This is a genomic window from Micromonospora maris AB-18-032 (genome assembly GCF_000204155.1).
Taxonomy (GTDB): domain Bacteria; phylum Actinomycetota; class Actinomycetes; order Mycobacteriales; family Micromonosporaceae; genus Micromonospora; species Micromonospora gifhornensis.
The window spans coordinates 5,734,578-5,752,946 of record NC_015434.1 but is presented as its reverse complement, the minus strand read 5'-3'; the positions used below and the strand labels follow the sequence as shown (position 1 = coordinate 5,752,946).

Genomic DNA, 18,369 nt, shown 5'->3' with positions numbered 1-18,369 from the left:
TCCCTTCCCCGGGGGCGCGGAGGGAGGCGATTGTGGTCCCTTACCTGCGCGTCGACGACCTGCGGGTCAGCTTCACCGGCAGCGACGGGGTGGTGCGCGCCGTCGACGGTCTCTCGTTCGCGGTGCAGCGCGGGCGCACCCTCGCGGTGGTCGGCGAGTCCGGCTCGGGCAAGAGCGTCACCGCGCTGGCCGTCCTCGGTCTGCTCGACGCCCGGCAGGCCACCGTCACCGGGCGGATCACCCTCGGCGGGCGTCAACTGGTCGGCCGACCGGAGGCCGAGGTGCGCCGGCTGCGCGGCCGGGACATGGCGATGATCTTCCAGGACCCGCTGTCGGCGATGCATCCGTACTATCCGGTCGGTCGGCAGATCGCCGAGGCGTACCGGGTGCATCACCGGCGGGCCGGTCGGGCGCAGACCCGGCGACACGTGGTGGAGTTGCTCGGCCGGGTGGGGATCGCGCAGCCGCAGCGGTGCTACGACCAGTATCCGCACGAGTTCTCCGGTGGCATGCGGCAGCGGGCGATGATCGCCATGGCGCTTGTCAACGATCCGGCCCTGTTGATCGCCGACGAGCCGACGACGGCGCTGGACGTCACCGTGCAGGCTCGGATTCTGGACCTGCTGGCCGACCTTCAGGTCGAGTTCGACACCGCGATCCTGCTGGTCACCCACGATTTCGGGGTGGTCGCCCAGCTCGCCGACGACGTGCTGGTGATGTACGCCGGCCGGGCCGTCGAGCAGGGCAGCGCCGAGCAGGTGCTGCGCCGGCCGCAGCATCCGTACACCTGGGGGTTGCTCTCCAGCGTGCCGTCGTGGCACGGCGACCCGGCGACGGACCTGGCGGCGATCGCGGGCAGCCCGCCGAGCCCGACGGACGTGCCGGCCGGCTGCGCCTTCCACCCACGCTGCCGTTACGCCGCGGAGACGAACGGCCGTTGCCGGGTCGAGCGACCCGAGTTGCGTAGCGCCGGGGTGCCCGGCCACCGGGTGGCCTGCCACCTCGGCGACGAGCAGCGCGCCCGGCGGTACGCCCAGGACGGTGCCGGGGTGCCGGGGTGACGCGATGACAGCCGGCGAGGCGCTGCTGCGGGTCCGCGGACTGACCAGGCACTTTCCGGTACGCGGAGGCCTGCTGCGGGCGGTGGACGGGCTGGACTTCGAGGTGCGGGCGGGCGAGACACTCGGCCTGGTCGGGGAGTCCGGCTGCGGCAAGAGCACCACCGCCCGGCTGCTGGTGCGGCTGCTGGAGCCGACCGGCGGGCGCATCGAGTTCGCCGGACAGGACATCAGCCGTGCCGGGCGGCGGGCGTTGCGTCCGCTCCGGCCGCAGATGCAGATCATCTTCCAGGATCCGTACGCCTCGCTGAACCCTCGGCACACCGCCGGCCAGATCATCGCGATGCCGTTACGGGTCAACCGGATCACTCCACCGGGCGGCGTACGAGCCCGGGTGCGGGAGCTGATGGAACTTGTCGGCCTGGACCCGGAACACGACAACCGCTACCCGCACGAGTTCTCCGGCGGTCAACGCCAGCGCGTCGGCATCGCCCGCGCCCTGGCGACCGGGCCACGGCTGGTGGTGGCCGACGAGCCGGTCTCCGCCCTGGACGTGTCGATCCAGGCCCAGGTGGTCAACCTGCTGCGCCGGCTGCAACGCGAACTCGGCCTGGCGTTCGTCCTCATCTCCCACGACCTGGCCGTGGTCCGGCACTTCTGCCAGCGCATCGCGGTGATGTACCTCGGCCGGATCGTCGAGATCGGCGACCGGGACGACATCTGCCGGCGTCCGCAGCATCCGTACACCCGGGCGTTGTTGTCGGCGGTGCCGGACGTGGCGCGGCGCGACCGGGCGGGACGGATCAGGCTGGCCGGTGACGTGCCCAGCCCGGTGGATCCGCCGTCGGGCTGCCGGTTCCGGACCCGCTGCCCGAGCGCCCGCGAGCGGTGTGCGGTGCAGGAGCCGGCGCTGATCCGGCGCGACGGCGGCAACCGGGCGACCGCCTGCCACTTCCCCGCCGGAGCGTCGGCGTGAGCCTTTCGCCGGTGGACGGGGCGGTGCGGACCGGGGCCGGCGATCGGATTCCGACGGGGCGGACGGTGGGCCGCTCGCCGGGCCGACTCGCCTGGATGCGGCTGCGCCGCGACCGCACCGCCCTGGTCAGCGGGGCGGTGTTGGGGCTGTTCGTGCTGGTGGCGCTGGCCGCGCCACTGATCGAGGCGGCGTACGGCATCGGCCCGCACGACCAGTTCCAGAGCCGGCTGGACGGGTTCGGCATGCCCCTCGGTCACGCCGGTGGTGTCTCCGGTGAGCACTTCTTCGGGCTGGAACCGAGGCTCGGGCGGGACATCTTCATCCGCCTGGTGTACGGCCTGCGTACGTCGTTCTTCGTCGCCTGCACCGCGGCGGTGCTCAGCACCGTGATCGGGGCGGTGCTCGGCGGGCTGGCCGGGTACCTCGGCGGCTGGCTCGACGCGGTGGTCAGCTGGCTCACCGACCTGACCCTGGCCATGCCCTTCCTGATCGTCGCGCTGGCCCTGACCCCGACCCTGACGGCGCGTTTCTACGGGCAGCGCGACGAGGTGCCGCCGGTCTTCGGGGTCGGCGTGCTGATCGCGATCTTCGCCGTGTTCGGTTGGACCAGCACCGCCCGGCTGGTACGCGGGCAGGTCGTCGCGCTGCGCGAGCGGGAGTTCGTGGCGGCGGCCCGGGCCAGCGGGGCAGGGCTGGGTCACCTGCTGGTGCGGCAGTTGCTGCCGAACACCTGGGCGCCGATCCTGGTGTCCTTCTCGTTCGCGGTGCCGCAGTTCGTCACCGGCGAGGCGGCCCTGTCGTTCATCGGTGTCGGGCTGACCGAACAGACGCCCAGCTTCGGTCGGATGATCTACCAGAGCCTCGACTACCTCCAGACCGACCCGGCGTTCGTCCTCTTCCCCGGCGGCACGCTCGTCGCCCTGGTGTTCGCGTTCAACCTGTTCGGCGACGCGCTGCGCGACGCGCTCGACCCCAGGTCGGCGAGGTAGTCGACGTGCTGCGGTTTCTGCTGAAACGGGCGCTCAGCGCCGTACTCACCCTGCTCACGGTGAGCGTGCTGACCTTCGGAATGTTCTTCGCGCTGCCCCGCGACCCGGTCAGCGGCATGTGCCCGAAGAACTGCGATCCGCAGCGGCTGGAACGGGTCCGCCAGGAGTTGGGTCTGCGTGATCCGCTGGTCGACCAGTACGCGAACTACCTGAAGGGCATCGTCGTCGGGCGGGATCTGGGCGGCGCGCAGGGTGGCCGCTGTGACGCACCCTGCCTGGGCTGGTCGTACGTGAACAACGAGGCGGTCACCGACACCCTGGCCCGGGTGCTGCCGGTGACGTTGAGCATCGTCGTCCCGGCGGCGATCGGATGGCTGCTGCTCGGCGTCGGCCTGGGCATGCTCTCCGCGCTGCGTCCCGGCACCTGGTGGGACCGGGCGGCGATCGGCTTCACGCTGACCGGGGCCTCGGTGCCGCTGTACGTCGTCGGCGCGGTGCTGCTGCTGGTCTTCGTCTACACGCTGCACTGGTTGCCGGTGCCGGCGTACACGCCGCTGACGACCGACCCGCTGCGCTGGGCCGGCGGACTGGTGCTCGCCTGGTGCTCGCTGGCCTTCCTGTACTCCGCGATCTACGCCCGGCTGTTCCGGGCGCAACTGCTGGAGACGCTGAGCGAGGACTTCGTGCGTACCGCGCGGGCCAAGGGCCTGAGCAACACCCGGGTGTACGGGAAACACGCGCTGCGCGCGGCCATCACGCCGGTGGTCACCGTCGCCGGAGTGGACGTCGGCGCGGCGCTCGGCGGCACGGTGATCACCGAGACGACCTTCGGTCTGCCGGGGCTGGGCCGGGCGGCGGTGGACGCGGTACGCGCCGGCGACCTGCCGATGATCATGGCAACGGTGCTTGTCGCGGCGGTCTTCGTGGTGCTGGCGAACCTGCTTGTGGATCTGCTGTACGCGGCCATCGACCCGCGCGTACGGCTCGGCTGAACGGGTGGAGACAACGTGAGAGCACGCCTGACGACTGCGCTGTGCACCGCGACCACACTGGTGGCGGTGCTCGGCGCCTGCGCTGCGAACACCGGTGGGAGCAGCACCGTGGACACCGGCCGCCAGCAGACCGGGGTGATCGCCACCGACCCGAAGGACTCGTGGGGCCCGGCCCCCGAGGTGCCGGGCGCCCGGGCCGGCGGCACCTTCACCATCATCCGGGAGACACCCGTCTCCCACCTCGACCCGCAGCGGACGTACTCGTTCGCCGGCCTGATGGCCGCACCGCTGTTCGCCCGCTCCCTGACCACCTGGAAGGACGACGGCCAGGGCAACCTGGTGCTGGTCGGCGACCTCGCCGAGACGCCCGGCAGCAACGTCGAGGACGACTGCACGGTCTGGGAGTTCAAGATCAAGGACGGGGTACGGTTCGAGGACGGTCGCCCGGTCACCGCCAAGGAGATCGCGTACGGCATCGCCCGCTCGTTCGACCCGGACCTCACCGGCGGCCCCACCTACCTGCAGGAATGGCTCGCCGACACCCCGCAGTACGACACCGCGTGGGACTTCGGTGCCAACCGTGGCGCACTGCCACCGGGACTGACCACGCCCGACGACCGTACGCTGCGCTTCGAGTTCGCCCGGCCGCGCTGTGACCTGCCGTTCGCGGCGTCGTTGCCGAGCACCGCGCCGCTGCCCGCGGACCGGGACACCGGAATCAACCTCGGTCACGCGCCGTTCTCGTCCGGGCCGTACAAGGTGACCCGCTTCCGGGCCGGCGTCGAGATCGTGTTGGAGCGCAACGAGCACTGGGACCCGGCCACCGACCCGGTTCGCCACCAGTACCCGGACCGGTTCGTCTGGAGCTTCGGCCCGACCACTGACACGGCGGCCAACCGGGTGATCGCCGACAACGGCGCCGACCAGGCCGCCCTGTCGTGGGACTACGTCCCCGCCTCGCTTGTCTCCCGGGTCGCGGGCGACGCCGCGCTGCGGTCCCGGACGATCCTGTCCCCGACCCCCACCGCCAACCATCTGGTCATCAACAACAAGCGGGTCACCGACCTGCGGGTACGCCAGGCGCTCAACTACGCCATCGACCGGGAGGGCCTGGTCAAGGTGCTCGGCGGGCCGCACGTCGCCGCGCCGAACACCACGCTCATGCCGCCGGCCACGATCGGCCACCGGGCGTACGACGCCTATCCGGCGGGCCGCAACGGCGATCCGGACCGGGCCCGGGAGCTGCTCGGCGGGCAGACTCCGGAGCTGGTTCTCGGCGCGGCCGACAGTTCGGTCGAGCAGCAGCTGGCGACACAGCTCAAGGGGAACCTGGAGCGGGCCGGCTTCAAGATCACGGTGCGGGCGATCCCGGACGATGCCAAACTCGACGAGATCAAGAAGCGGGACAACCCCTGGGACCTGTACCTCAGCTCCTGGGCGGCCGACTGGCCGAGCGGCGCGGCGATCCTGCCCGTGCTCTACGACGGACGCGGGATCAGGGCCGCGGGCAACAGCAACGAGTCGTACTTCGACGATCCGGCGATCAGCGCCGAGTTCGACCGGATCCTCGCCCTGCCGCCGGCCGAGCAGGCCCCACAGTGGGCCGGCCTCGACGAGCGGATCATGCGGGAGCACGCGCCGGTGGTGCCGCTCTACGTCGACGTGGCATACCTCGTACACGGCTCGAAGGTGGGCGGCGTCTTCGTCTCCAGCGTCTTCGGCTACCCCTGCCTGCTCGACGCCCACGTCAAGCCCTGAGCTACTCCAGGTGGGTGCGGAGGAAGTCGAGTTCCAGGCGGAGCAGGCGTTCGGAGATGCCACCGGCGGCCATGTGCGTCGCGCCGGGCAGCGGCAGCACCGAGTGCGGTCGCCCGGCGGCCAGCAACGCCGCCGACAGGCGCAGCGTGTGCGCGGCCACCACGTTGTCGTCGACCATGCCGTGCACCAGCAGCAGCGGCCGGGCGTCGGCCGGGTCGGTGACCGGCTCGGCGGCCAGCTCGACCAGCGAGTGGTGGGCGTAGACGTCCAGGCCGTCGTCGGGCATGCCCAGGTAACGCTCGGTGTACGCGGTGTCGTAGAGGGCCCAGTCGGTGACCGGTGCACCGGCGATCCCGCACTTGAACAGCTCCGGATGGCGCAGCACCGCCAGACCGGCCAGCCAGCCGCCGAACGACCAGCCGCGCACCGCCACCCGGTCCAGGTCCAGATCCGGATGCTTGGCGGCCAACGCGTGCAACGCCTCCACCTGATCGGTCAGGATCACGTCCGCCACCCGCCGGTGGATGGCCTTCTCGTACGAGGGTGCGACGCCCGGCGTACCCCGGTTGTCGACCACCACCACCGCGAAGCCGGCATCGGCCCACCACTGCCGCTCCAGCCACGCCGCCCGCGCGGCCACCACCTCCTGATGGCCCGGCCCGCCGTAGATGTCCAGCAGCACCGGCAGACGTCGACCGCTGACGTGGTTGTCCGGGTAGAGCACCGCCGAGGGCAGCCGCCGGTCGGTCACCCGTTCCAGCAGGGGCAGCGGGGAGTAGCTCGGGGTGGCGGCCAGCGACCGTAGGGTGGCCACCTCCCGGTCGCCCTGCTGGACCGTCCACCGGATCCCGGCGTGATCAAGCGAGGCGGTGCCGATGACCAGCACGTCACCGCCGACCGCGGCGGTGTGCCAGCCCGAGTCGCTGGTCAGCCGGCGGGCGTCCACCCCGCCGCCGATGCTGGTGCGCACCCGGAACAGGTGCTGCTCGCTCGGCTCCCCGTCGCTCGCCTCCACCAGCAGGTCAGCCGGACCGCTGATCGCGGCCAGCCGGCCGACCACCCGGCGGACGTACAGCGACGGCGGGGTGAGCAGGGTGCCGTCGGCGAAGAGGCAGCGGGCGTCGTACCCGTCGTGGGCGAGTTCGCCGCCGACCAGCACCCGCCCGTCGGGCAGGTGCGCCGGGGTGCCCGCGATCGGTTCCACCCAGCGCGGGTCGGCCAACTCTGCGTGCACCTGCGTCTCACCGGTACGCGGGTCGATGGCGAGCACCAGCCCGTGCTGCTGCGCGCGGCGCAGCACGGTGATCAGCGGCGGGCCTTCGGCCCAGTGCACCGCCGTCAGGTAGGGGTAGGTCTCCCGGTCCCAGTGCACGTCGACCCAACCGCCGTCGAGGTCGAGCAGGTGCAGGCTGACCTCGGCGTTCGGGCCACCCGCCACCGGGTACGCGACGCTTGTCGGCGGGCTTGTCGGCTGCGCCGGATCGTGCAGGTGCCAGTGCGGCAGGCGGGACTCGTCGACCCGGGCGGCCAGCACCGAACGACCGTCCGGCGCCCACCAGTAGCCCCGGTGCCGCCGGAACTCCTCGGCCGCGATGTGTTCGGCAAGTCCCCAGACCACCCCGGAGTCCTCGCCGGCGAGGATGCTGTCGGTGCCGTCGGCGTCCACCACACGCAACTGACCCCGGCGTACGCCCTCGGCCTCGTCGGTCACGTACGCCAGCCGCTGCCCGGTCGGGTCCGGCCGGGGGTCGAGGACCGGCCCGACGGCGGGCACCTCGATCACGTCGCCGTGCACCAGGTCGGCCCGGAACAAGCGGCCGGCCAGCGCGAACACCGCCACCCGTCCGGCGGTGTCGAGAGCGTACGAGCCGATGCCGGCGGCGGTCAGCCGGAGCCGCTCACGGCGGGCCCGCTCCCCGGGGCTCAGCGCGGCGAGGTCGGCCTCCGCGCCGAGCAGGGTCACCGGGCAGGCGACCAGCCACTCCTCGCCGGTGGCGACGTCCAGTTGCCAGAGCGCGTCGGCCGGGTCCTCGGGGCCGTTGGAACGTAGGAAGATCACCCGGGCGCCGTCGTCGGCCACGGTGACGGCGCGCGGCGCCCCATGGCTGAACCGGCGGGTGCGGGCGGCCAGCTCGGGAAAGTCCACAGGCCAGATGGTAGGCCCGTGGGCAGTGCGATGTGACCGACCTGAGCGGACGCGTCAGGGCCGGCGCGGACAAACCGCCGGTTAGAGTGACCGTCGTGACGACGCTGCCTGACCGCCGCCTGCTGCTGGTCCACGCGCACCCCGACGACGAGTCCATCGGCACCGGTTCGACGATGGCCCACTACGCGGCCGAGGGTGCTCACGTCACCCTGATCACCTGCACCCTGGGTGAGGAGGGTGAGATCCACGTCCCGGCGCTGGCCGGGCTCGCCGCCGCCGAGGCGGATCAGCTCGGCGGGTACCGGATCGCCGAGCTGGCCGCCGCGTGCGCCGCACTCGGCGTCACCGACCACCGCTTCCTCGGCGGCGCGGGCCGCTACCGGGACTCCGGCATGATGGGCCTGTCCACCAACCAGCATCCCCGCGCGTTCTGGCAGGCCGACCTCGACGAGGCCGCCGGCCAACTGCTGGAGGTCATCCGCGAGATCCGCCCGCAGGTCGTCATCACGTACGACGAGAATGGGTTCTACGGCCACCCGGACCACATCCAGGCCAACCGGGTGACGATGCGGGCGATCGAGCTGGCCGCGCAGGAGGGCCTCGCCCCGGCGAAGGTCTACTGGACGGCGATGCCGCAGAGCGTCCTGGAGGCGGGCATGACGCACTTCGAGGAGTCGTCGGACAACCCGTTCGCCGGCATCACCGACGCGACCGAGCTGCCGTTCTGCACGCCGGACGAGCAGATCGCGGCGCGGATCGACGCCACCGAGCAGCATGCGGCGAAGGAGGCGGCGATGCGGGCCCACGCCACCCAGATCCCGGCCACCTCCTGGCTCTACACCATCGCCGGCAACTTCGGTGCCGAGTTCATGGGGGTGGAGTACTTCACCCTCGCGGTCGGGACGAAGGGGCCGGGCAGCGGCCCGTACGGTTGGGAGTCCGACCTGTTCGCCGGGCTGGACGTCGGCGGGGTCTCCCAGCCGACAGCGGTCGTCTCGGCCGGTCAACGGTGACCTCGCCCGCCGCGATGTCCGTCGCCCCGCAGGAACAACTGCCGCAGCCGCCTCGGTCCGCGCGGGTGTCGCGGTTCCTCGACGTCGGGCTGCGGGTGGCCGGCGGGGTCGTGGTCGTCGTCGCCGGTGCGGTCACGGCGGTCCTGGAGTTGCTGCTCGCGCCGCTGCGGATCGGGGGTCACCTGGTCGGCCTGGCGGCGCTCGTGGCGGTGGTGGTGAACGTCGCGCTGAGCTGGTTCGCCATCGAGGCGGTCGGGCGGCGCTGGGCGGTGGCCCTGCCGGCGGTGCCCTGGGTGGTGATCATGGTGGCCGCCGCCGACCGGACCAACGAGGGTGACGTGCTGCTGATCGGCAACTGGGTCGGGTTGATCCTGGTGGTGGCCGGCGTGATGGCCTTCGCGGTGATGGCGTTCCGAGCGATCGTCGCGGGACCTACGGCATCCGGTCGGTGACGCCGACAGGGCGCGAGTGGTAGATATTCCTGCCAGGAGTCCGCCACGAGGGTGGACGGGTACGGCGGGAGGCGTGCGATGGGTCAGCGGTGGCGCGCAGTCGGTGCATTGACGATTGCGCTGTTCGCAGTCAACGTGGTCGCCCGGTTGATCATCCGGTTCGGCTTCGACGGTGACGAGGCGGCCGCCGACCGAGTGACGCTCGGGATGTTCGTGGTGATCGGGTTGATCCTGGCGGGGATCGCGGTCGCCTGGGGGCAGTCGCGGCCACCGGCGCAGTGGGGCGTCGAGGTCGCCGCGGCGATCGGCATGGCGCTCGCGTTGACCATGCTGGTGGGGCCGCTGCTGGTCGGCCAGAACCCGTTCGGCGGTGGCAGCGCCACGTTCTTCTGGCAGATCCTGCTCTACCTGGTGGCGACGAGCATCGGCGCGATCCTGGGTCACCTGCTGCTCACCACGCTGGGCCGGGACTACCGTTCGCGGCGGCTGCAGCGGTACGCCGAGGCCGGCGGCGTCAAGCCCCGGCGCATCGTGCGCCGCTGACGCCCGCCGGGTGCTGGCGCTGACGCTGGTCAGCCTGGGGCGAAGCGGGTGCGGTAGGTGTGGTGGGTGACGAAGCCGAGCTTGCGGTAGAGCGCCACCGCGGCCGTGTTGTGCTGCTCCACCTGGAGGAAGGCGTCGGTCGCGCCCGCCGCCTCGGCCCACCGGCCCAGCGCCCGGGTCAGGGCGGTGGCGTGACCCTGACCACGGGCGGCGGGCAGCACCTCGATCAACGACAGCCCCAGCCAGCGGCCCTGCCCGGTCACCGTGCCCCGGCCGACGGCCACCAGCGCCCCGTCGACGTACGCGTGGGCGAAGCGGACCTGGTCCACGGCGGTGAGCACGTGCCGGGCGGCCGCGGGTAGCCCGCCCTTGCGGCTGGCCGCCACCGCGAGCCACTCGTCCGAGGGCGCCCCGACAAGCTCGATGACGGCCGCGCCCGCATCCGCGTCGGGTGGTGTGGTGAGGACGGTCAGCCCGACGGTCTGCACCAGCACCGGCGGGCGGCTGTCCCAGCCGCGCCTGTCGAGTTCGGCGCCGACCGGTGCGGCCAGCGGCAGGGGAGTGGTGACCAGCGGCGGCTGGCCCTGGTCGGTGTACCAGCGCTCGACCGCGTCCAGCGCGGCCGGCAGCGGTCGGTCCGGATCGCCGACCGGCAGGGCGGAGTTGGCGCGCCCGGTCCAGCCGTCGGCGGCGCGCAGCAGCCAGCCACCGAGCCGGGCGCGGGTGGGTGCGGGCCAGGCCTCGTCGGCGGCGAGTTCCACCTCGATCACGGCGTCGGCGGCCGGGCGTCGTGTCGGCGGTACCCGCTTCGCGCGATGGACCTCCGTGATCGGGACGCGCAGCTGCCCGGTACGGGTGGTCAGAGTGAGGTAGGAATCGGTCACTTCGACCAATTCGCCGAGAGCGTCGGAGAAGACCGGACGACCGGCGCGGATGCCCACCACGCGGCGGACCACGATCCGGTGTCCTAAATCCTGCTCTCCGAGCACGATCGACCTCCTCCCCGACGAGATACTAGGCTCTTAGCGTCGCGGGTGATCGCGGCGTGTCTTGCGGAGGAGAAGACCGGTGACCTACATCATCGCCGAGCCGTGCGTGGATGTGCTCGACAAGGCATGCATCGAGGAATGCCCGGTCGACTGCATTTACGAGGGCAATCGGATGCTCTACATCCACCCCGACGAGTGCGTCGACTGTGGTGCCTGTGAGCCTGTCTGCCCGGTAGAGGCGATCTTCTACGAGGACGACGTTCCGGAGCAGTGGAAGGACTACACCGGCGCCAACTACGAGTTCTTCGAGGACCTGGGCTCGCCCGGGGGCGCCTCGAAGATCGGCAAGGTGGAGAAGGACGCGACCTTCGTCGCCGCGCAGCCGCCGCGCGGCGAGGGGCACTGAACCGGCCCGCGCCGGTTTCGGCACGGCTACCCGATTTCACCTGGGACACCCTGGACGCCGCGGCCGTGAAGGCCGCGGCGCACCCGGGCGGCTTGATCAACCTGTCCATGGGTACGCCTGTCGACCCGGTCCCCGGGGTGATCCAGCGGGCGCTGGCCGACGCGGCCGACGCTCCGGGTTATCCGTTGACGGCCGGCACCGTCGCGCTACGGGAGGCGATCACCGCCTGGGTGACCCGCTCCTGCGGTGCCCGGCCCGACGGGCTCGGGGTGCTGCCGACGATCGGCTCGAAGGAGTTGGTCGCCTGGCTGCCCACCCTGCTCGGGCTGGGGCCGGGCGACGTGGTGGTGGTGCCCTCGATCGCCTACCCGACCTACGAGGACGGGGTTCGGCTGGTGGGGGCCACCACCGTACGCGCCGATTCGTTGACCGCCGTCGGGCCGACCTCCCGGGTACGCCTCGTCTGGGTGAACTCGCCGGGTAACCCGACCGGGCGGGTGCTGCCCGCCACCCATCTGCGCAAGGTGGTGGACTGGGCGCGGGAACGTGGCGCGGTGGTCGCCAGCGACGAGTGCTACCTGCCGTTGGGCTGGACGGCGCAACCGGTGTCGGTGCTTGCGCCCGAGGTCTGCGGTGACTCGTACGACTCGGTCCTGGCGGTGCACTCGCTGTCCAAGCGGTCCAACCTCGCCGGCTACCGAGCGGGATTCGTGGCGGGTGATCCGGCCCTGGTGGCGGAGCTGCTCAAGATCCGCAAACACGCGGGGATGATCGTGCCGGCGCCCGTGCAGGCGGCGATGGTGGCCGCCCTGGGTGACGAAGAACACGCCACCGAGCAGCGGGAGCGTTACCGCGCGCGGCGCGAGACGCTCTGGTCGGCCTTCACGAACGCCGGGTTCCGGGTCGAGCATTCCGAGGCGGGGCTCTACCTCTGGCTGACCCGCGACGAGGACTGCTGGGACACCGTCGACTGGCTGGCCCGACGAGGCATCCTGGTCGCCGCCGGTGTCTTCTACGGTCCCGGTGCCCGCCAGTACGTCCGGGCCGCGCTCACCGAGTCCGACGAGCGGATCGCCGCCGTCGCCGCCCGCCTCGCCGAGCTCTGACCGACCCGCACGTTCCTCCCCGTCGGTCCTGCTGACCTGCCGGATCGACGGGGAGACCGGCGCGGTCAGACGCCGTTGATGCGCTCGAAGACCCGCAGCAGGTTGTCCCGGCTGCGGCGCTCAGGACGCTGCCGTAGAGCGGCGGCAGCCGGCCCACCGCGGCGGGACCGACACCGGCTGGTTCGGGCGATATCCTCGGCCGGGACTGTGCGCGGGGCCGGACGGGTCCGCGCCCGACACGGGACGCCGAGGTACGCGATGGTGGTCAGGGCCGGCGCACGACTGCGCGCGGCGGTGCTCGGCACCGGTCTGATCGGCGGTTCGGTGCTGCTCCGGTTGCACGCCGCCGGGCTGGACGTGATCGGCTGGGACCCGGACGAGGCGACCCGTGGTCAGGCTAGGGCGCTCGGCGTACCCACCGCCGACCTGTTGGCCGACGCGGTGGCCGACCGGGACGTGGTGTTCCTCGGCGGGCCACTGCCCACCCTGCCGGCGACGCTTGTCGAGGTCGCCGGGCTGACCGGCGAGGACTGCCTGCTCACCGATGTCGGCAGCACCAAGGCGGAGTTGGCGGCGTTCGCCGCGGCGCAGGGCCTCACCCACCGGTTCGTGCCCGGTCATCCCATGGCCGGCACCGACCGGGCCGGGCTGTCGGCGGCGGTGCCGGACCTGTTCGCCGGGGCCGCCTGGGTGCTCTGCCCGGCCTGGGACGGTCTTGCCGCGTTCCGTCGACTCACCGCCCTGATCACCGAGGTCTTCGCCGCCCGGGTGGTGCCGATGGCGGCGGATCGGCACGACCGGGTGGTCGCGTTCGCCTCCCACGTGCCGCATCTGCTCGCCGGGGCGCTGGCCGGTGCGGCCGAACGGTCGGCGCTGCGCGACGCGGTGCTCACCCTGGCCGCGGGCAGCTTCCGCGACGGCACCCGGGTGGCCGGCACCCCGCCGCAGCGGACGACGAACATGTTGCGGGGCAACCGGGCCGAGGTGCTGGCCGCGTTGGCCGAGGTGACCGGGTACCTCGACGAGTTGTCCAGGGCGCTGCGGGACGACGAGCCCGAACTGCTCACCGCCCGGTACGCCGAGGCCGCCGCCGCCCGTGCGGCGTTGACCGACCGACCCCACGCCGAGCAGGACCTGTCGTTTCCGCTGGCCGGTGCGCCCGCCGACGAGGTTGCCTGGTTGGGTGAGCTGGGTGCGGCCGGTGGGCACCTGAGCGACTGCCGGGTGGGCGGCGACGTCGTCTCCTACCGGGCGCACCTGCCGCGGTCGGCCTGACCTACGGTCGCATCGGTGGGCGTGGCGCGAGCCCCGCCGCTAGGGTGAGGGCATGGTGGACGGACCGGTGGTGACGGTACGCGGCGAGGCCTACCGTGAGGTCGATCCCGAGGTCGCCCAGTTCACGGTCACCGCGCTGGCCCGCGACCGCGACCGGGAGGTCGTGCTGACCCGGCTGGCCGAGCGGGCCGCCGCGATCCGGGTGCTGCTGGACGCCGCCGAGTCGTCGATCCACCGTCGGGAGACCGGGGACCTGCGGGTGCGGCCCGAGACTCGGCGCTCCGGTGAGCGGGTGGTGGCCTGGCACGGCTCGGTGGTGACCACGGTGACGGTCACCGACTTCACCGCCCTCGGCGAGGTGATGCTGCGGCTGGCCGATCAGGATCAGGTCGAGGTGGCCGGTCCGTGGTGGTCGTTGCGCCCGGACAGCCCGACCTACCGGGCGGCCCGCCACGACGCGCTGACCGACGCGGTGCAACGCGCCCGCGAGTACGCGGAGGCACTCGGCGCCCAGGTCACCGACCTGATCGAGTTGGCCGACGAGGGCGGCGGCGCCCAGCCGCAGATGATGCGGATGGCGTTCGACGCCGAGACCACCGCCGGCGGCCCGCCGCAACTGGACTTCGACCCGCAGCCGCAGCAGGTGCACGCCGCCGTGCGGGCCCGGTTCGCGATCACCCGGCCGGCACTGTCCTGATGCCCACCGCCCAGGTGTTGCCGGTCGAGGAGTTGCTGGCCCGAGCCCGTACGCTTGCCGACGCCGGTCCTCGTCAACTGCTCGGCATCACCGGGGCGCCCGGCGTCGGCAAGTCCACCCTGGCCGCGCAGGTGGTGGCGGCCCTCGGCCCGGCCGCCCGGCTGGTGCCGATGGACGGCTTCCACCTCGCCCAGGCTGAGCTGCACCGGCTCGGCCGGGCCGCGCGCAAGGGCGCGGTCGACACCTTCGACGCCAACGGTTACGTCTCGCTGCTGCGTCGGCTCAAACGCAAGGAGCCCACCTCGGTCTGGGCACCCGAGTTCCGCCGTGATCTGGAGGAGCCGATCGCCGGGGCGATCGAGGTGCCGCCGGAGGTTCGGCTGGTGGTGACCGAGGGCAACTACCTGCTGGTCCCGCAGTGGCCGTGGGACGAGGTGCGCTCGTTGCTCCACGAGGCGTGGTTCCTCGATCTGGACGCGGAGTTGCGGCACCGGCGGCTGGTCGCCCGGCACGTCGCGTACGGACGCTCCACCGAGGAGGCGCAGGCGTGGGCGCTGGGCAGCGACGAGGTCAACGCCGCGCTGGTGACCGGCACCGCCGACCGGGCCGACCTGGTGGTACGCCTAGCCGAGCCCCCGCCGGGGTGACGGTACGGCCCGGCGGAGCAGCCAGGCCACCCGACTGCGTTCCCGCTGGAACTCGGCGGCCTCCGGATAGCCGCTGTGGCTGCGGATCGGCGGGTCGGCGACTTCGCCGTCGCTGGGGTGCAGCGCCTCCGGGTCGGTGACGGGGACGTCGCGTTCGCCGGCGCTGACCGGCCAGCCGAGCGGATCGGTGTCCCGCCAGAAGTTCGTCCAGCCGATCGAACCGCACGAGCGGGTCAGCGCCTCGGTCAGCACCGGCAACCGGTCCGGTCCGAAGTACGCCGGGAAGATCCGGCCGTAGAGGCGGGTCAACTGGCAGCCGTACGAGAAGAACCAGATCTGCCGCCGCCAGCGTTCGGGCAGTTGGAGCAGGACTGCGGTGCAGATCACCGTGCCCTGGCTGTGCCCGGACAGGATGATGCCGTCCACCCGACGGGGATCGTGCTCGGCCAGCGCGAGCAGGCCGGCGGTGCGGGTGAGCAGTTCGGGCACCGCCCGCTCGGCGTAGCTGGGCGGAGCGAGCGGGTGCGCGGCGCGGGGCCAGAAGGTGCCGACGTCCCAGACCACGCCGACCGACCGGCGGACGGTGTTGTTGCGGTAGACCAGCAGACCCATGGCGGCGATCGTCACCGGCAGCCAGCCGAGCAGCGCGTCGCCCAGGTCGGCGACGAGCTTGATCATCACAGCGGAACTGCCGGTGGCCGGGTCGGGGTGCGGCGGGGCGGGGGAGAGGACGGCGACGCAGCCGACGACGGCCAGCACGAGCAGCGCGGCGGCGTACCAGCCGATCAGACCCAGCGCGTGTTCGCCGACCAGCCGATGCAGGGCGCGGTGGGTGCTCACGTCCCGGCCGCGGCGCAGATCGTGGGCGGAGAGCGGCCCGCTGGCCGCCAGCTTGGCGTATTCCGTGCGGTGCAGCCGGCGGAACAGCACGATGGCACGGATCACGATCACGGCCAGCATCAGCAGCGCGGCACCGAAGAGCAGCCCGCCCCAGGTGACCGGCGTCGGCGGGGTGACAGGTGCCGCGCCGCTGGGGACGCTGCCGCCGTTGAGCCGATTCGTGACCCAGTAGAGCAGCCCGGCGCAGTAGGCCAGGCAGAGCAGCCAGCCGAAGCCGGCGATGACGGCGGGTGCCTGGCCGCGCCAGGTCAGGTCGGTGTACGGGCCGAGCGGCTGCTTGCCTTCGGCGATCCGGGTCCGGGGCAGCAGCAGGCCGGTCGCGGCGAGCAGCAGCAGCGGCAGGGCGATCTGCCAGACCTCCAGTGGTGCCGCCGGGACGGCGGGCAGCCAGCCGTGGCTCCAGGCGGCACCGGCGACCAGCAGCACGGTGGCCACGGCGGGGGCGGCACCACCGCGGCGGCCGGAGCGGGAGGTCGCGCCGATGGCGATGAGCAGCAGCAGTTGACCGGTGACGAACCAGGCGGCGATCCGGTCGATGCCGGGCAGCGAATGGTCTTCCAGGCAGCCGGGCTGGGTGGCCAGGTTGGCGCAACCGGGTGGCGGGCGCAGGGCGGCGAGCGAGGCACCGGTGTCGGGCAGCATCAGCACCAGGACGGTGCCGGTCAACCCGGTCACGGTGAGCACGATGACGGCGATGCTCCACCGGCCGAGCGGGGTGGCCCCGTCGCGTCGGGTCAGGCTGGGCAGGGTGAGCGCCACCAGGGTGATCACCACGACCGCGACGAGCACCAGCACGCTGGTCCAGGCGATCACCGCCTGGGTTCCGTGCGGCGGGCTGAGCACCAGGACGGTGCCGAGCGGGATGGCTGCCGCGACCACAGTCCCGGTGCACAGGTGCAGGACGGCGGCCCGGCGTAGTTGTCCCTCGCCCCACCAGAAGGTCGGGTCCTGCAGCGGGCTGGCGAGTGGTCCGGTGGGCGTGGGCGGGGGTGGCGGCTCCGGCACCGGTTGTGCGTCCGGCAGTTCGGCGTCGACCGGGCCGGGTGTGTGGTGCACCGGCGGGTCCATCGGGTCGGCGGGCATCACCGCCTCGTACTGGTACGTCCGCCAGGCGACGATGCCGAGCACCGCGATCAGGGCGAGTGGGACGATGAGCCCGGCCGCGAGCGACCGGCCGCTCTGCCGCCACCAGGGGTTGGCGAGGAAGTCCCACGGCCCGGGCAGCCGGTTCAGGCAGGCCGAGTCCACGCACTGCCAGGCGATGAGGTCGACGCCGACGGTGGTAAGCGCGAACACCGGAGTGCAGGTCAGGCTGAGGCAGAACATCCGGATCAGCCAGGCGGTGATCCCGGACCGGCTGGCCAGCCGTTCGGTGTTGGGGTCCGGCGGGATGCCGGGTCGGGCGTGCAGCGCCACGTTGGCGAGGGTGAAGGGCAGCAGCAGTGTCCACAATGCTCGCTCGACGTCGCGTGCCGTCCGCGCCCCCGAGGTCAACTGCCCCCAGCTGTACGCCTCGACCGCGATCGGGTCGAGCGGCGTGCTGGTGGCGGAGCGGTAGAAGCCGGTGATCGGGCCACCGGCCACCAGTTGTGGTGCGGGGGCCTCGCCGCCCGGGGTCGAGCCCAGTCCCAGGGTGTCGGCGGGCGGCGTGTTGGACACTCCGTGTACGCGAAGTTCGAGAATCCGGCCGCCCACAGTGACACCTCCCAGTGATAGCTCCAATACCCAGAGTGCTTGACTTCTGGGCCGAGTGCCACCCTTCGGGACGGTATTTATGCAGGTAGAAGTAGTTACATGGGTCAGCCGATCTGGCGTACCGGTCGGGCGGGGTTACCGACCGCCACGACGTTGGCCGGCAGATCCCGGGTCACCACGGCCCCTGCGCCGACGACCGTGTTGTCACCCACCGTCACTCCAGCGAGGACGATCGCGCCGCCGCCCAGCCACGCGTTGTCGCCGATGGTGATCGGCTGGGCCGCCTCCCACTTGGCGCGGCGCTGCTCCGGCTCGACCGGATGGGTCGGGGTGAGCAGTTGTACGTTCGGGCCCACCTGCACGTCCGCGCCGAGGGTGATCGGCGCGACGTCCAGGAAGACGGACTGGAAGTTGACGAAGCTGCGTGGTCCGATCCGGATGTTGTAGCCGTAGTCGCAGTGGAACGGTGGGCGGATCCAGGTCTCCTCGCCGAGGTCGCCGAGCAGTTCGCGCAGCACGGCCAGGCGGGCCTCGCGTTGGTCGACGGGGCCGGAGTTGAACTGTTCCAGCAGGCGCAGCGCGCGAAGGTGGTCGGCGATGAGTTCCGGGTCGTCGGCGAGGTAGGGCTCGCCGGCCAGCATGCGCTCCTTCATGGATCCCATCGGCTGATCATGCCGCTCGGGGACGCGCCGCGTACTCAACTTCGTCGAAATTTTGACTCCCTGTT

17 protein-coding genes are annotated in these 18,369 nt (G+C 72.4%); 13 read left to right on the top strand and 4 right to left on the bottom strand.

Annotated elements, in window-relative coordinates; genetic code table 11:
- Positions 1-32 precede the first annotated feature (32 nt).
- Genes VAB18032_RS25400 through VAB18032_RS25380 form a run of 5 tightly spaced genes read left to right on the top strand, consistent with a single transcriptional unit; the run spans position 33 to position 5,773 of the window.
- Complete coding sequence (locus VAB18032_RS25400) at positions 33-1,061, top strand: ABC transporter ATP-binding protein (protein WP_013735796.1); 1,029 nt, start codon at positions 33-35, stop codon at positions 1,059-1,061.
- A 4-nt stretch (positions 1,062-1,065) separates the two neighbouring features.
- Positions 1,066-2,034, top strand: a complete 969-nt coding sequence (locus tag VAB18032_RS25395) for an ABC transporter ATP-binding protein (protein ID WP_050814794.1) — start codon at positions 1,066-1,068, stop codon at positions 2,032-2,034.
- On the top strand, positions 2,031-3,023 hold the full coding sequence (locus VAB18032_RS25390; protein WP_013735794.1) for an ABC transporter permease: 993 nt from the start codon (positions 2,031-2,033) through the stop codon (positions 3,021-3,023). The genes VAB18032_RS25395 and VAB18032_RS25390 overlap by 4 nt, the downstream gene beginning before the upstream one ends.
- A gap of 5 nt (positions 3,024-3,028) precedes the next feature.
- Complete coding sequence (locus tag VAB18032_RS25385; RefSeq protein WP_013735793.1) at positions 3,029-4,015, top strand: ABC transporter permease; 987 nt, start codon at positions 3,029-3,031, stop codon at positions 4,013-4,015.
- Positions 4,016-4,030: 15 nt separating this feature from the next.
- The gene (locus VAB18032_RS25380) at positions 4,031-5,773 is read left to right on the top strand and encodes an ABC transporter substrate-binding protein (protein WP_013735792.1); all 1,743 of its coding nucleotides are present in this window, start codon (positions 4,031-4,033) and stop codon (positions 5,771-5,773) included.
- Position 5,774: 1 nt separating this feature from the next.
- Here the strand turns inward: VAB18032_RS25380 and VAB18032_RS25375 are convergent, their stop codons facing one another.
- A complete protein-coding gene (locus VAB18032_RS25375; RefSeq protein ID WP_013735791.1) occupies positions 5,775-7,919 on the bottom strand; it encodes a S9 family peptidase in 2,145 nt (714 codons plus the stop codon).
- A gap of 86 nt (positions 7,920-8,005) precedes the next feature.
- Here VAB18032_RS25375 and mshB point away from each other — a divergent pair, with 86 nt between their 5' ends.
- From mshB to VAB18032_RS25360, 3 genes are all read left to right on the top strand, one after another.
- Positions 8,006-8,932 carry an N-acetyl-1-D-myo-inositol-2-amino-2-deoxy-alpha-D-glucopyranoside deacetylase gene (gene mshB, locus VAB18032_RS25370; protein ID WP_013735790.1) on the top strand — a complete coding sequence of 309 codons (927 nt, stop codon included), beginning with the start codon at positions 8,006-8,008 and terminating at the stop codon, positions 8,930-8,932.
- 14 nt (positions 8,933-8,946) lie between these two features.
- Positions 8,947-9,384 carry a hypothetical protein gene (locus VAB18032_RS25365; RefSeq protein WP_043725732.1) on the top strand — a complete coding sequence of 146 codons (438 nt, stop codon included), beginning with the start codon at positions 8,947-8,949 and terminating at the stop codon, positions 9,382-9,384.
- 78 nt (positions 9,385-9,462) lie between these two features.
- Positions 9,463-9,927: a hypothetical protein gene (locus VAB18032_RS25360; RefSeq protein WP_013735788.1), complete on the top strand. Its 465-nt coding sequence runs from the start codon at positions 9,463-9,465 to the stop codon at positions 9,925-9,927.
- A 29-nt stretch (positions 9,928-9,956) separates the two neighbouring features.
- On the opposite strand, the gene VAB18032_RS25355 is transcribed toward VAB18032_RS25360, so the two are convergent.
- Positions 9,957-10,916 (bottom strand): GNAT family N-acetyltransferase, encoded by a 960-nt coding sequence (locus VAB18032_RS25355; protein ID WP_043721885.1) that lies wholly within the window; start codon positions 10,914-10,916, stop codon positions 9,957-9,959.
- Positions 10,917-10,995: 79 nt separating this feature from the next.
- On the opposite strand from VAB18032_RS25355, the gene fdxA reads away from it, so the two are divergent.
- From fdxA to VAB18032_RS25330, 5 genes are all read left to right on the top strand, one after another.
- Entirely contained in the window at positions 10,996-11,322 is a 327-nt protein-coding gene (fdxA, locus tag VAB18032_RS32620) for a ferredoxin (protein ID WP_007464872.1), read from the top strand.
- Positions 11,319-12,428 (top strand): succinyldiaminopimelate transaminase, encoded by a 1,110-nt coding sequence (gene dapC, locus VAB18032_RS25345; RefSeq protein ID WP_043725730.1) that lies wholly within the window; start codon positions 11,319-11,321, stop codon positions 12,426-12,428. The genes fdxA and dapC overlap by 4 nt, the downstream gene beginning before the upstream one ends.
- Before the next feature lie 258 nt (positions 12,429-12,686).
- Positions 12,687-13,703 carry a prephenate dehydrogenase gene (locus tag VAB18032_RS25340; protein WP_013735785.1) on the top strand — a complete coding sequence of 339 codons (1,017 nt, stop codon included), beginning with the start codon at positions 12,687-12,689 and terminating at the stop codon, positions 13,701-13,703.
- A gap of 52 nt (positions 13,704-13,755) precedes the next feature.
- Complete coding sequence (locus VAB18032_RS25335; protein WP_013735784.1) at positions 13,756-14,400, top strand: SIMPL domain-containing protein; 645 nt, start codon at positions 13,756-13,758, stop codon at positions 14,398-14,400.
- Positions 14,400-15,047, top strand: a complete 648-nt coding sequence (locus tag VAB18032_RS25330) for a nucleoside/nucleotide kinase family protein (protein ID WP_013735783.1) — start codon at positions 14,400-14,402, stop codon at positions 15,045-15,047. The genes VAB18032_RS25335 and VAB18032_RS25330 overlap by 1 nt, the downstream gene beginning before the upstream one ends.
- On the opposite strand, the gene VAB18032_RS25325 is transcribed toward VAB18032_RS25330, so the two are convergent.
- Together VAB18032_RS25325 and VAB18032_RS25320 are read right to left on the bottom strand one after the other, a co-directional pair.
- Positions 15,024-17,606 carry a tetratricopeptide repeat protein gene (locus VAB18032_RS25325; protein ID WP_232510860.1) on the bottom strand — a complete coding sequence of 861 codons (2,583 nt, stop codon included), beginning with the start codon at positions 17,604-17,606 and terminating at the stop codon, positions 15,024-15,026. The two genes, VAB18032_RS25330 and VAB18032_RS25325, sit on opposite strands and share 24 nt — an antisense overlap.
- A 140-nt stretch (positions 17,607-17,746) precedes the next feature.
- Positions 17,747-18,304, bottom strand: coding sequence for a sugar O-acetyltransferase (locus VAB18032_RS25320; RefSeq protein WP_043721878.1), 558 nt, complete (start codon positions 18,302-18,304; stop codon positions 17,747-17,749).
- Positions 18,305-18,369: the final 65 nt, after the last annotated feature.